The 13,315-nt window shown below is 65.7% G+C and carries 11 protein-coding genes; 5 read left to right on the top strand and 6 right to left on the bottom strand.

Annotated elements, in window-relative coordinates; translation table 11 throughout:
• The first annotated feature begins 91 nt into the window (after positions 1-91).
• Entirely contained in the window at positions 92-682 is a 591-nt protein-coding gene (locus BLU17_RS06355; protein WP_091995875.1) for a hypothetical protein, read from the top strand.
• Positions 683-766: 84 nt separating this feature from the next.
• Here BLU17_RS06355 and BLU17_RS06350 read toward each other — a convergent pair whose 3' ends face one another.
• The gene (locus BLU17_RS06350; protein ID WP_091995874.1) at positions 767-1,945 is read right to left on the bottom strand and encodes a glycosyltransferase; all 1,179 of its coding nucleotides are present in this window, start codon (positions 1,943-1,945) and stop codon (positions 767-769) included.
• Entirely contained in the window at positions 1,942-2,811 is an 870-nt protein-coding gene (gene hpnC, locus BLU17_RS06345; protein WP_091996062.1) for a squalene synthase HpnC, read from the bottom strand. Before hpnC ends, BLU17_RS06350 begins: the two co-directional genes overlap by 4 nt.
• Before the next feature lie 418 nt (positions 2,812-3,229).
• Between hpnC and ispH the strand changes: the two genes are divergently transcribed.
• On the top strand, positions 3,230-4,174 hold the full coding sequence (gene ispH, locus BLU17_RS06340; RefSeq protein ID WP_091995873.1) for a 4-hydroxy-3-methylbut-2-enyl diphosphate reductase: 945 nt from the start codon (positions 3,230-3,232) through the stop codon (positions 4,172-4,174).
• Positions 4,175-4,186: 12 nt separating this feature from the next.
• Entirely contained in the window at positions 4,187-5,338 is a 1,152-nt protein-coding gene (gene hpnH, locus BLU17_RS06335; protein ID WP_091995872.1) for an adenosyl-hopene transferase HpnH, read from the top strand.
• A gap of 75 nt (positions 5,339-5,413) precedes the next feature.
• Here hpnH and BLU17_RS06330 read toward each other — a convergent pair whose 3' ends face one another.
• From BLU17_RS06330 to BLU17_RS06320, 3 genes are all read right to left on the bottom strand, one after another.
• Positions 5,414-7,393 carry an SMP-30/gluconolactonase/LRE family protein gene (locus BLU17_RS06330; protein WP_091995871.1) on the bottom strand — a complete coding sequence of 660 codons (1,980 nt, stop codon included), beginning with the start codon at positions 7,391-7,393 and terminating at the stop codon, positions 5,414-5,416.
• A 288-nt stretch (positions 7,394-7,681) separates the two neighbouring features.
• On the bottom strand, positions 7,682-7,888 hold the full coding sequence (locus BLU17_RS06325) for a YbdD/YjiX family protein (protein WP_091995870.1): 207 nt from the start codon (positions 7,886-7,888) through the stop codon (positions 7,682-7,684).
• A gap of 30 nt (positions 7,889-7,918) precedes the next feature.
• Positions 7,919-10,006 (bottom strand): carbon starvation CstA family protein, encoded by a 2,088-nt coding sequence (locus BLU17_RS06320; RefSeq protein ID WP_091995869.1) that lies wholly within the window; start codon positions 10,004-10,006, stop codon positions 7,919-7,921.
• A 439-nt stretch (positions 10,007-10,445) separates the two neighbouring features.
• Between BLU17_RS06320 and BLU17_RS06315 the strand changes: the two genes are divergently transcribed.
• Positions 10,446-11,939, top strand: a complete 1,494-nt coding sequence (locus BLU17_RS06315) for a cache domain-containing protein (protein ID WP_091996061.1) — start codon at positions 10,446-10,448, stop codon at positions 11,937-11,939.
• Positions 11,936-12,589 carry a response regulator gene (locus BLU17_RS06310; RefSeq protein WP_091995868.1) on the top strand — a complete coding sequence of 218 codons (654 nt, stop codon included), beginning with the start codon at positions 11,936-11,938 and terminating at the stop codon, positions 12,587-12,589. Before BLU17_RS06315 ends, BLU17_RS06310 begins: the two co-directional genes overlap by 4 nt.
• A gap of 87 nt (positions 12,590-12,676) precedes the next feature.
• Here the strand turns inward: BLU17_RS06310 and BLU17_RS06305 are convergent, their stop codons facing one another.
• A complete protein-coding gene (locus BLU17_RS06305; RefSeq protein ID WP_091995867.1) occupies positions 12,677-13,285 on the bottom strand; it encodes an MlaC/ttg2D family ABC transporter substrate-binding protein in 609 nt (202 codons plus the stop codon).
• Positions 13,286-13,315 lie beyond the last annotated feature (30 nt).

Here is a 13,315-nt window from a genome sequence, read left to right as displayed (position 1 = left end):
TTACAACTTTTCCTGCAACATGCATACAACGCCGGAAGGGCAATGCACGCGCGCTGTGGGTAAAATCGCGGGTCTTACCTGAGAAGCTCGCATGAATCTTCAAGACCAGATTGGCGTGCTCGAAGCGGGCGTCGATCAGCTCCTTCAGGCCGCCGCCGCCGCGCAAACACCGCGCGCCGACGAACGTGCCGCCGCAGAACCCCTCCACGCATCCCCCGCTGCAGCCGGCGAACCGGAGCGCGCCGCCGCCCCGGCAGCGGATGCCGCCGTCACGCCGCAAGCCGAAGCGACTGAAGCGGTCGCGACCGCCGAGGCCGCAGAAGCCGCGGTAGAGCAGGCCGAGACCGCCGCCGACGCGCAGCCCGAACTGCTCGTGGCGCGGCCGTCGCAGAACGAAATCACGCTGACGATCGGCGGCCGGACGGTGACGCTCAACGCGTTGCAAGTCGGCCAGATGATCGAGGAGCTGTCGAACGCGCGCGCCTCGATGCAGCCGGAGCCGCCGCCCGGCATTCCGCCCGGCTGGCGCTTCGCGTCCACGAAAAATCCGGTAATGGCCGTGCAGAAGCAGTCCAATGGCGACCGCCTGCTGGTGCTGCGTCACACCGGTCACGGCTGGGTGCCGTTCACGTTCTCGCCCGACGTCGTCGTGCAGATGTATATGATGCTCACGCAGCGCTAGCACGCGCGGGCGTCCACCCCACAAAAAAGCCGTCGAAACCGACGGCTTTTTTTCATTCGCGGCGGCCTGGCGGCGAGCCGTGCTTCAACGGCTCTGCACGGGCGCCTGCACGCGCGCCTTCCACTGGCCGCCCTTGCCGCGCCAGAAGCGCCACGCCGAGGCAAACGTCGCCCCCACATAGAACAGCGCGACGAGCGGCAGGAACGGCGCCCACAGCGGCGAGCGCCGGTAGTAGGCGAGCATCGGCGAGTAGGCGCAGCACATCAGCGCCCAGGCGAGCCATGCGGGCCAGCCCTTCGGGCCGAGCGCGAGCGCGACCACGGGCGGCGCGAGATAGATGACCGCCATGCCGAGGATCGTGCCCGCGAGCTGCCACGCCGAGTAATGCAATTGCGTGAACGCCGTGCGCGCGATCATGTTCCAGATGTCCTTCCACGAATCGTACGGGCGCAGCGATATGCTCTTCGCGGCCACATCGAGGCGGATCGGGTGACGGCCCTCGCCGCGATGCTTGATGCGCGCGGCGAGACTGCAATCGTCGATCAACTCGGCGCGGATCGACTCGATGCCGCCCGCCTCTTCGAGCGCCTCGCGGCGCACCAGCATGCAGCCGCCGGCCGCCGCCGCCGTGCGGTTCTTCGGGTTGTTGACCCACGAGAACGGATAGAGCTTCGCGAAGAAGAACACGAACGCCGGAATGAGCGCCTTTTCCCAGACCGAGTCGCAGCGCAGCCGCACCATCAGCGAAACGAGGTCGCGGCCTTCGGCCTGCGCGCGCACCACGAGTTGCGCGAGCGCGTCGGGCGGGTGGCCGATGTCGGCATCCGTGAGGAGCAGGTAGTCGGCGGGAAGCTTGAGCGTGCGCACCGCCTCGATGCCCTGCGACTGCGCCCACACCTTGCCCGACCAGCCCGCGGGCAGCGGTTTCGCAGCGATCACGCTGAGCTTTTCCGGGCATTGCAGCGCAAGTGCGGCGGCGCGCGCGGCTTCGGCGGTGCCGTCGGTGCTGTGGTCGTCGATCACGATGACGTGAAATTCGCCGCCGTAGTCCTGCTGGAGCAGCGAACTGACGGCCTCGCCGATCGCGTCGGCCTCGTTGCGCGCCGGCACCACGGCACACGCGGCGGGCCAGCCCGCCGCCGGCTCGACGAGCGGCAGCGGTTCGGCGGGGCGCGCGCGCCAGAAGCCGCCGCGGCCGAACAGCAACACGAGCCAGATCAACAGCGAGAGGCAGGAGACGGCAAACAGGAGGGTGGTAGTCATGCGTTGTTACTCTCGATCGAAGGCGCGCGCACGCCCACGCGGCGCGACAGCCACATGGCCGCCGTGCGCAGGAGCACCACGGCCCAGTCGGGCGCGCGCAGCACAGGCCGCGCGCGGAAAACGTCGTAGCCGCCGCGCTCGATGATTTCGAGCATGCGCAGGCCGCCGTGCACGACGCTGCACAGCTCGAGGCCAAAGCGTCCCGGCACGCGCAGCGCGAGCGGCGCGCCGCCCACCATGAGCGCGCGCGCGCGCGCCACTTCCTGCGCCATCAGCGCGCGCCACGCGTCGTCCGCCCTGCCGGCGGCGATCTGCGCCTCGGTCACGCCGAAACGCTCGCGGTCCGCCAGCGGCAGGTAGACGCGGCCGCGCTGCCAGTCGGCGCCCACGTCCTGGAGAAAAGTGATGAGTTGCAAGGCGGTGCAGATCGCGTCGGAATCGGTGAGGTTCTCCGGCGTCGCCTCGTCGATCAGATGCAGCATCAAGCGGCCGACCGGATTCGCCGAGCGCCGGCAGAAGTCCAGCAGATCGAAGCGATCGGCGTAGCGCGTCGTGTCGATATCCTGATCGAATGCGGCGACGAGATCGTAAAACGGTTCCAGCGGCAACTGGCATTCGCGCACCACTTTCGCGAGCTCCGCGAACAGCGTGGGATGCACGCGCGCCGCGCGGCCTTCGGCCACCGCGTTCAGGCCCTCGCGGAAATCGGCGAGGCGCGTGTGACGCAGCTCGGGGCTCCAGTCGCCTTCGTCCGCGATGTCGTCGAGCGTGCGCGCGACGTGATAGATCACGCCGACAGGCGCGCGCAGCGCCTTCGGCAGCAAGACGCGCGCTACCGGAAAATCGTCGTAGTGGTCGGGTTCCATCGAAGCGTTCGGCATGGGGTCGTATCCTCGGCCGCCATCGGGCAAGCGCAGGACGCAATAGTTTAAGGGTTCCCGCGTCATGTTGCACCGCGCAAGGACCGCGCGTCCGGTCTCATTTGCCGCATGGCCGCCATGCGGCCGTGGGGCGCCGGCCGAGCATGCCGGGTGCCGCCGGGGCGCCATGCGGCGAACTTTTCGGGGACTGCCGGCCGTCGCGCGGGCGCCGCCGTCGCGTGCACGCCGCACCTGCTAGTGCTCCGCGCAGCAAACCGCGGGCGATGGGGTTAAAATGCGCGTCTGGTTTTATTCCGTCACCCCTTTGGCGGATTTTTGCATCCTTAATAATAGACAGCCGCCGGCGATCAGGTCATTTTTACCGACTCGCTCGCCTCCTGCGGCAGTCGGAGTTCGCCACCTTATGCGAGTGATCCTTGCCCAACCCCGCGGCTTTTGCGCGGGGGTTGTCCGCGCTATCGAAATCGTTGATCGCGCACTGCAGAAACACGGCGCGCCGGTCTACGTGCGCCATGAAATCGTCCACAACCGTCATGTGGTCGAAAACCTGCGCAACAAGGGCGCGCGTTTCGTGGAAGAACTCGACGAGGTACCGGAAGGCGCAGTGGCGATCTTCAGCGCGCACGGCGTGGCGAAGACCGTGGAACGCGCCGCCGAGGAACGCGACCTCGACGTGCTCGACGCCACCTGCCCGCTCGTCACGAAGGTTCATGTGCAGGGCCGCCAGTACGTCGCGGCGGGCCGCACGCTGATCCTGATCGGCCATGCCGGCCACCCTGAAGTCGAAGGCACGATCGGCCAGATTCCAGGCACCGTGCTGCTCGTGCAGAGCGAAGCCGACGTTGCGAAGCTCGACCTGCCGCTCGATGCGCCGCTCGCGTACGTGACGCAGACCACCCTCTCGGTGGACGACACGCGCGGCATCATCGACGCGCTGCTCGCCCGCTTCACCGACATCGTCGGCCCGGACACGCGCGACATCTGCTACGCCACGCAAAACCGCCAGGCAGCGGTGCGCGAACTGTCGGAGCTGGCGGACGTTCTGCTCGTGGTGGGCGCGACGAACAGCTCGAACTCGAATCGTCTGCGCGAGATCGGCAGCGAAACGGGTGTGCCGAGCTATCTCGTCGCCGATGGCTCGGAAGTGAAGCCCGAATGGTTCGCCAATGTGCAAACGGTCGGTATCACGGCCGGCGCATCGGCACCCGAAGAAATGGTTGAGAACGTGATCGACGCGCTGCGCGCGTTGGGGCCTGTCGAGGTGTCGACGATGACGGGCCGTGAAGAAAAAGTCGAATTCAAGCTGCCGTCGAAGCTGTTGCAACCGCTCGTCGCGCGCGAAGTTTAAGGAGGACACGTCTTGTCTATTCCGCTGCTCCAGAAAGTCCGCGTTGGCGCCTATATCTTCCGTCAGCATTTCGGCGGTAACAAACGCTATCCGCTCGCGCTCATGCTCGAGCCGCTGTTCCGCTGCAATCTCGCCTGCAACGGCTGCGGCAAGATCGATTATCCGGACCCCATCCTGAACCAGCGCCTGTCGCTGCAGGAATGCCTCGAAGCCGTCGACGAGTGCGGCGCGCCGGTCGTTTCCATCGCCGGCGGCGAGCCGCTGCTGCACAAGGAAATGCCGCAGATCGTCAAGGGCATCATGGCGCGCAAGAAGTTCGTGTATCTCTGCACGAACGCGCTGCTCATGGAAAAGAAGATGGACGACTACGAGCCGAGCCCGTACTTCGTCTGGTCGGTGCACCTCGACGGCGACCGCGAAGCGCACGACCACTCGGTCTCGCAGGAAGGCACCTACGACAAGGCCGTCGCGGCCATCAAGGAAGCGAAGCGCCGCGGCTTCCGCGTGAACATCAACTGCACGCTGTTCAACGACGCGATTCCCGAGCGCGTGGCGAAGTTCTTCGACACGCTGGGCCCCATTGGCGTGGACGGCATCACCGTTTCGCCGGGCTACGCCTACGAGCGCGCGCCGGACCAGCAGCACTTCCTGAACCGCGACAAGACCAAGAAGCTGTTCCGCGAAATCTTCAAGCGCGGCAACAACGGCAAGAACTGGTCGTTCAGCCAGTCGAGCCTGTTCCTCGACTTCCTCGCGGGCAACCAGACCTACGAATGCACGCCCTGGGGCAACCCGGCCCGCACCGTGTTCGGCTGGCAAAAGCCCTGCTATCTGGTCGGCGAAGGTTACGTGAAGACCTTCAAGGAACTGATGGAAACCACCGACTGGGACAAGTACGGCACCGGCAACTACGAGAAGTGCGCGGACTGCATGGTCCACTGCGGCTTCGAGGCGACGGCCGTGCTCGACACCGTCGCGCATCCGCTCAAGGCACTGAAGGTCGCGATGAGCGGCCCGAAAACCGAAGGCGAGTTCGCCAAGGACATCCCGCTCGACGGCCAGCGTCCGGCCGAGTACGTGTTCTCGCGTCACGTCGAGATCAAGCTCGAAGAGATCAAGAACGCGGCCAAGACGAAGAAGCCGGCAACGGTCGCGGCCGGCTAAGCCGCTTTCCGCTTCGCGCGGTCAGCCTGCAAAAAGGGCGCAACGGTTCATGCCGTCGCGCCCTTTGTCGTTTCCTCACTTCGCGGTGAATGGCGACACCGTCGCCGCCGCTGTTGCCGCGCTCATGCTCGCGGCCGCTGGCGTCCAGCGATACACCACGACGCTGGCGCCGTTGTAGTTGTCCCTGGTCACGACAAATTCGCCGGTCGAGCGTCGATACGCCCGCACGCCATACATCGAATCCACGTCGTTGCCCACGTACACCGCGCTCGGGCTGCTGTCGACGAACGTCGTGTCGATCGCGCCCGTGGTGAGGTTGAACGCATCGATGTTCGGCACGGTGTGCACGTAGCCCACGAACAGATAATTTCCGGCAGCCGCGATCGACTTCGGATTCGCGCTCGTGAGGTTGATGACCGGATTCGGCGTGCTCCTGTTTCCGGCGAGCCAGCCGTGATACACCTCGACGCGCGTGCCGACCGCGGTCCAGTCGGTGACGCCGGCATCTTCTCCCGCGAGAATCATCGTGTCGCTTTCGGGCAGGTAGAGAATGCGCGTGAGCCGCGCGATCGTGCCAGGAATCGGCGCGGTGATCGCGGCGCCCCAATGCGGCTTGCCGCTCGCGTCGAAACCCGTTAGCGGGTAGTGCGAAATGACGTTGGACTTGTCGAGGCCCACCCACAGGTCGCCCCTGCCGTCGAGGCAAAAGCCGTTGCGCACCGGGGCCGTCGTCCCGAATGCGGAACCTGGCAACGCGTAGTCGGGAATGGCGATGTAGCCGCTCGACGCGTTGAAGTGAAAAAAGTAGAACGTGTCGGGGTTCTGGCCGGCAGCCACGAGAATGCGCTGGCCGCCCACGCTCGCGAGCTGCGCGAAATGCTCGCCGCGTTGCGAATCGTTGAGATTGATGCGCGGGTCGGACGGATACGTGACCGGATCGATGGTATTCGCGACGAAGGTGCCGCCCGCCGTGCCCGAATAGACGTTCATGCCGCCGTAGAACAGGGCGCCGTCGGTGGCGGGGTCGGGTGCCGCATTGCCTTCGAAATTCACCGACTGGAGCTTCCAGCGCAGCGTGCCCGTGCCGTCGTAAGCCTGAATGTCCGTGCCGCCGTTGCGGCCGAGATCCCACGAGCCGCCCCACGGGTTGTTCAGCACGTACAGATTGCCGGCGGAATCCTTGCCGATGCCTGCCACGCGCATGAAGCGCTTGTCGCCCGCCTGTCCTTTCGCGCCGGTGGTTGTGTCGAGATAACCGCCCCGAACGCCGAACGTGCCGGTCGCGTACGGCGCGCCCGCCACGTTGTAGAGCTTGATGTTCATGTCGGGACCCGAGTCGCCGATCATCAACTGTGAGGTCTGCGAATCGAAGTCAAGCGACGACGGTCGCGCGGAGGCCGCGAGCTGGACCGTATTCAAAAGCTGGCCGCCGGGACTGAATTCGAGCACGGCGCCTGCGCTCTTTTGCGCGACCCAGAGGTTGCCGGCCGCGTCCACGGCCAGTGCGCCGGGAGCGCTCACGCCGATGTCGCGCTGCCAGACGCCTTCCGTGGTGAACACGCGCACGCGGTTGCCGGGAAAGTCGCTGGCGTAGAGGAGCGAGCCCGATGTCGCGAGTCCGGTGACGACATCGGCGAGTTTCCCGGTCGTATCGGCGCTCACGTTGATGAGCAGCTCGCGCGTGCCGCTGCCGCGGCTGTAGCGCCCGACCGTGCCGCTGCCATACGAGGCGTTGTACTGCATCGCGACGAACAGCGAAGTCGCGTTGCCCGTGATCGCGCCGCCCTGGAAGTCGCCGTGCCCGCCGATCGACCCCAGGCTTTGGCCGTTCTGGTAAATGGCGACGCCGCCTTCGTTTTCGTCCCACATCGACGAGGTATAGATCACGCCTTCCGGCGCGACCCACATCGAACGCGCGACGTTGCCCACGCGCGTCGCGTTGGTACCGTAGGTGTTCGCAATCCAGTCGGTAGCGTATTGAGCTTCGCAAACGGGCACGACCGTCGCGCTCAGTGCTGCCGCAAGCAAGGCGGCGCCAATTCGATGCAAGACCATGAGAGATTCGTTGATTCGCACGCCGTACGGCGCAGAGGTTCAAGATGAGGTGTTGCCGTGTGCGGCAACCCTGCAGATGCGGTTCCCGACGATCCGAAGCAGTGGGGGGACGCCGGGCGAGGCGCGACACGTCGAATTGGTGCGGAATGTCGTCGTCAAAGTTAACGGCGGGGCGCCGCGAGAATTGAGCGCCTTTGATGACGCCTCGAATCGAGTGCGTTACTTGCGAAAAAAAACGCGACGGCTTTCGCCGTCGCGCCTCGCGTTGAAACAACAATCAGCGGGGACTCAGCAGCACTTCCCCGCGCCCGACCCATACCGTGCGTTTTGCCGCTCGCGGAAAAACGCCTCGTATGTCATCACGGGCCGGTCAGGATGCGTCGCGCGCATGTGCGCGACGTAGCCCTCGTAATCCGGCAAGCCGACCATCAAACGCATGGCCTGGCCGAGGTAGCGCCCGGCCGTCTGTACGTTGTCGCGAAGTCCCGAGAACATGATGCGCTCCGTTCGGTTGCCGACGCCGGTTCAATGCACGCGCTGCGACACGACAGCCGCGCCGCCCGCCGGCATCGCTTCGTAAGGCGTTTCCTGGGCGGTCGGGCGGTCGATGCGGCGTGCGCGCGCAATCGCGATCAGGCCATAAACCACGATGCTCGCCACGACGAAGATAAAGAGGCCCGAAAGCGCGGCATCCACGTAGTCGTTGAAGACCATGCGCTGCATCTGCTCGAGCGACTTCGCGGGCGCGACGACGTTGCCTTGTGCAATGGCGGCCGAAAGCTTCTGCGCGTGCGCAACGAAGCTCACCTTCGGGTTGCTGTCAAAAATCTTCTGCCAGCCCGCCGTGAGCGTGCAGACGAGCAGCCAGACCGTCGGCACAGCCGTGACCCACGCAAACTTCTCGCGCTTCATCTTGAACAGCACGACGGTGCCGAGCATCAGCGCGATGCCCGCCAGCATCTGGTTGGAGATGCCGAAAAGCGGCCACAGCGTGTTGATGCCGCCGAGCGGATCGACCACGCCCTGATAGAGGAAGTAGCCCCACGCGGCCACGCAAAGCGCCGTGGCGATCAGGTTGGCGGGCAGCGATTCCGTGCGCTTGAGCGACGGGTGGAACGTGCCGAGCAGGTCCTGCAGCATGAAGCGGCCGGCGCGCGTGCCCGCGTCAACGGCGGTCAGGATGAAGAGGGCTTCGAAAAGGATGGCGAAGTGATACCAGAACGCCATCATCGCTTCGCCGCCCACCACCTGGTGCAGGATCTGCGCCATGCCCACGGCCAGCGTCGGTGCGCCGCCGGCGCGCGCGACAATGGTCGTCTCGCCCACGGCCTGGGCGGTGTGCGTGAGCATCTCCGGCGTGAGGACGAAGCCCCAGTGGCCCACCGTTTGCGCGACGGCGTCCGGCGTCGTGCCGAGCACGGCGAGCGGCGCGTTCATCGCGAAATACACGCCCGGCTCGATCACCGAAGCGGCCACGAGCGCCATGATCGCGACGAACGACTCCATCAGCATCGCGCCGTAACCGATGAAGCGCGCGTTGGTTTCGTTGTCGAGCAGTTTGGGCGTCGTGCCCGACGAGATCAGCGCGTGGAAGCCCGAAACCGAACCGCACGCGATCGTGATGAAGAGGAACGGGAACAGGTTGCCCGACCAGACCGGACCCGTGCCGTCGATGAACTTCGTGAACGCCGGCATCTTCAGTTCCGGCGCGACGATCAGAATGCCGATCGCGAGCGCGAGAATCGTGCCGATCTTGAGGAACGTCGAGAGGTAGTCGCGCGGCGCGAGCAGCAGCCACACGGGCAGCACCGAAGCGACGAAGCCGTAGCCGATCAGAATCCACGTGAGCTGTGTGCCCGTGAACGTGAACATGGCGGCGAGCATGGGCGAATCGTGCACGTGCTGGCCGAACGCGATGGACGCCATCAGCAGCACGAAGCCGATGATCGAGATCTCGCCGATCTTGCCGGGGCGGATGTAACGCACATAAAGGCCCATGAAGATCGCGATGGGAATCGTCGCGGCCACGGTGAACGTGCCCCACGGCGAGTTCGTGAGCGCCTTCACCACGATCAGCGCGAGCACCGCGAGAATGATGATCATGATGAGGAACGTGCCGAACAGCGCGATCACGCCGGGCACGGGACCCAGTTCCATCTTCACGAGGTCGCCGAGCGAGCGGCCGTCGCGGCGCGTGGAGAGGAACAGCACGACAAAGTCCTGCACGGCGCCCGCGAACACCACGCCCGCGAGAATCCACAGCATGCCGGGCATGTAGCCCATCTGCGCGGCCAGCACGGGGCCGACCAGCGGACCCGCGCCCGCGATCGCCGCGAAATGATGGCCGAACAGCACGTACTTGTTGGTGGGCACGTAATCGAGCCCGTCGTTGTGGCGCACGGCCGGCGTCATGCGAAGGCCGTCGAGCTGCAGGACGGTGCTCGCGATGAAGCGGCTGTAGAAACGATACGCGATCAGATAGACGCACACGGCGCAAATCACGATCCACAATGCGCTGATTCGCTCGCCGTGCGCGAGCGCGATGGTGCCGAACGCGAACGCGCCGAGTAGCGCGACGATCGTCCAGACGACAAAACTGGATGCCCGGCTCATGCGGTGTCTCCGTTTTTTGGTTTTAGCTTCGCACCCGGAATCGGGTCCGGGCCCTGGCGCGCCGATCTATGCCGGCACATGCATGACGCACCGCGCCATGCCGTGGGCGGTAGTATTCGCTTTCAGGCCGTCAGCCACAACCGGACAACTACGTAAGCGATCTACGTACAATTACGTAGCAAAAAAGACGGCGCTCGATACACGCTCAACGCACACTCAACGGCGGCGATACCTGCCGCGCAATGCGTCTCGCGCGCTCAGGGAAAACGCCGACATAAGCGTGACGCTGACGAGTCTGGGCAGAAGCCGGCCGGGGAATCGCTATCATCGCGGCGATACAGTCTCCGTAATCTGCATGCGCCGGTCGCGAGCGCTGCGTGGATCGCCAGCCTCGCCGCGCGCCCGGTTATGCTTGCAGATTCCGCTTTCGAACACCGTCATGCCCGCCCCATTTTTCTTCGCCGACCGCCGCCTGAAGACAAAAATCTTCCTGCTCGCGGTCGTGCCGTTCCTCGCCGCCATTGCGGGTATCGGAATCGGCGTGCGCCAGCAAGCCACGCAGCTCGCGCAAACGCAGCACGCGACCATGCAAAGCGCCTATCTGACGAGCAAGGAAATCGAGCTGCGTCACTACGTGGAACTGGCCACGAGCGCCATCGCGCCGCTCTACGCGCCCGGCGAGAACGCCAGCGCCGCCTTGCCCGCGCCCGCAGACGAAGCCGACCGCCAGCTCGCCGCGCTCGCCGTGCTGCAAAAGATGGACTTCGGCCCCGACGGCTACTTCTTCGTCTACGACATGCACGGGCGCTCGCTCATGCACCCGCGCGAGCCGGGTCTCGTCGGCCAGGACCTGTGGAATCTGCGCGATCCGCAGGGCTCGCTCACGATCCAGCAGTTGATCGCCGCCGCCCGGCGCGGCGGCGGCTACGTGCGCTACATGTGGCACCGGCCGTCCACGGGCAAACTCGCTCCCAAACTCGGCTATGTCGTGCCGCTGCCGCGCTGGGGCTGGATGATCGGCACCGGCATCTATCTGGATGATGTCGATTCGACGCTCGCGCGCATCGACGAACGCGCCTCGGCGAATATCGAGCATACGATCCAGTGGCTCGGCGTCATCGCGATTGCGGGCGTGCTCGTCATCGCGCTCGGCGCACTCGTGCTCAACGTGAGCGAGCACCGCAGCACCGACGCCAAGCTCAAGCGCCTCGCGCAACAGGTGGTCGAGTCGCAGGAGCAGGAGCGCGCGCGGCTCTCGCGCGAACTGCACGACGGCATCAGCCAGATGCTCGTTTCGGTGAAATTGCTGCTCGAATCGGCGCTCGCGCGCCTGGAGCACGGCGAAACGCGCATGCCCGCCGCCGAAGCCTCGCTGGCGACCGGCCTCTCGCGCCTTTCCGACACGCTGCGCGAAGTGCGCGGCATCTCGCACGCGCTGCGCCCCTCGATGCTCGACGACCTCGGTCTCGCCGCCGCACTGGAGCAGCTCACGCGCGAACTCGCGGATCAATCGGGTATCGAAATCGCCTTTACGCAAGGCGCTCCGAAACCGGCGAGCACAAAGTCGCAAGCGCCCGCGCTGTCCGACGCCGTGAACACCGTGCTCTTTCGCATCGCCCAGGAAGCGCTGACCAATATCGTGCGCCATGCAGGGGCCGCGCGCGCCGCGCTCACGCTGGAAGTCGCGGCCGACGGCGTGACGCTCGGCATCGCCGACAACGGCCGCGGCTTCGACGTGGCCCACGCGCTGGCCGATCCGCGCGCGGGCCTGGGCCTGCGCAACATGCGCGAGCGGCTCGAGTCGCTGGGCGGCCGCCTCGACATCGGCTCGCAGCCCGGCCATACGCTCGTCACCGCCTGGGTGCCGGTTTCGCCAAGCGGAACGGCCAGTGCGGCACCAGGAGCTGCAGCCGTATCAGGAACGTCGACATGACGAATGCAAACGTAAACGAATCCGCGAGGCCCGCGCGCCTCGTGCTCGTCGACGACCACCCGCTCGTTCGCGACGGTTTGCGCGCGCGGCTCGAAGCCGTACCGGGCTTCGAGGTCGCGGGCGAAGCCGGCAACGCCGACGAGGCCATTACGCTCGCCGCTTCGCTCGAACCCGATCTCGTGCTGATGGACGTCGGCATGGCGGGCGTGAACGGCATCGCGCTCGCGGGTATTTTCCACGGGCGCTTTCCGGGTATCCGCGTGCTCATGCTCTCGATGCACGACAACGTCGAATACGTGACCGAGGCCGTGCGCGCGGGCGCGAGCGGCTACGTGCTCAAGGATTCGCCGGCCACCGAGATCATCCGTGCGATCGAGGCGGTGCTGGCCGGGCGGACGTATTTCAGCGCGGGCCTGAGCGCGCGCATGTTCCAGGCGTCGGCGCGCAGTACGCCCATCGAGCGGCTCACGCCACGCGAGCGCGACATTCTCGACGCGCTCGCCGAAGGGCTATCGAGCAAGCAGATCGCGCAGCGCGAAGGGCTTTCGGTGCGCACGGTGGAAACGCACCGGCTCAATCTGAAGCGCAAGCTGGAGATCGAAGGTCAGGCGGAACTGATCAAGTTCGCGGTAGAACACCGCCGGAAGTGAGGGGGCCAGAACCGGAGCAAGCGTCAACGCGCCGGCTCCGGCCGGGGCGCACACAGGCATAATGCGTGCGCAAACAGCGATCGGCGATCAGCTGTGAGCGTTGTGCTCGATGAGGAACTTGATGAGCCCGTCAATGCCGCCCTTGGCGATCTGGTCGGCGAATTGCGTCTGGTAGACCTGAATCAGCCAGGCGCCCATCATGTTGATGTCGTAGATCTTCCAGCCGTTGGGCGTATTTTCGAGCCGGTAGTCGATCGCGTCGTCGCCGCCGTTGCTGAGGACGTGCGACTGCACCACGGTGTCCTTCGCGCCCGCGGGGGTGTTCGAGGGCAGGAACTTGAAGGTCACCTGGGTATCGCGAAGCTGCGCGAGCGACGATGCATAAGTTTTCACGAGCAGGAGTTGAAATTGCTCATAGAGCTTCTGCTGCTGCTCGGGCGTGGCGGTCGCCCAAGGTTTGCCGACGGCGATGCGCGTGGTTCGCTTGAAGTCGGTGGAGGGAACGAAATGGGTTTCGACCACCTGGGTGATCTTGTTCATGTCGCCGCCGCGCGCTTGCGGGTCGGCCTGCATGGCCTTCACGGTGCCTTCCACGGCGGCCCTGACGCCGGCGTCCGGCGAAGCCTGCGCAACGGCGGCGCCCGAAATGCCCGTAAAACAGGCGGCGACGAGAAATGCGGTCAAGTAACGTTTCATACGCTCTTCTGGAACAGTGAAATTCAGGCG

The organism is Paraburkholderia lycopersici, assembly GCF_900096975.1.
In the GTDB taxonomy this organism is placed as follows: domain Bacteria; phylum Pseudomonadota; class Gammaproteobacteria; order Burkholderiales; family Burkholderiaceae; genus Paraburkholderia; species Paraburkholderia lycopersici.
Note: the sequence above shows the minus strand (reverse complement) of the source record. Positions and strands in the feature narration are given on the sequence as shown.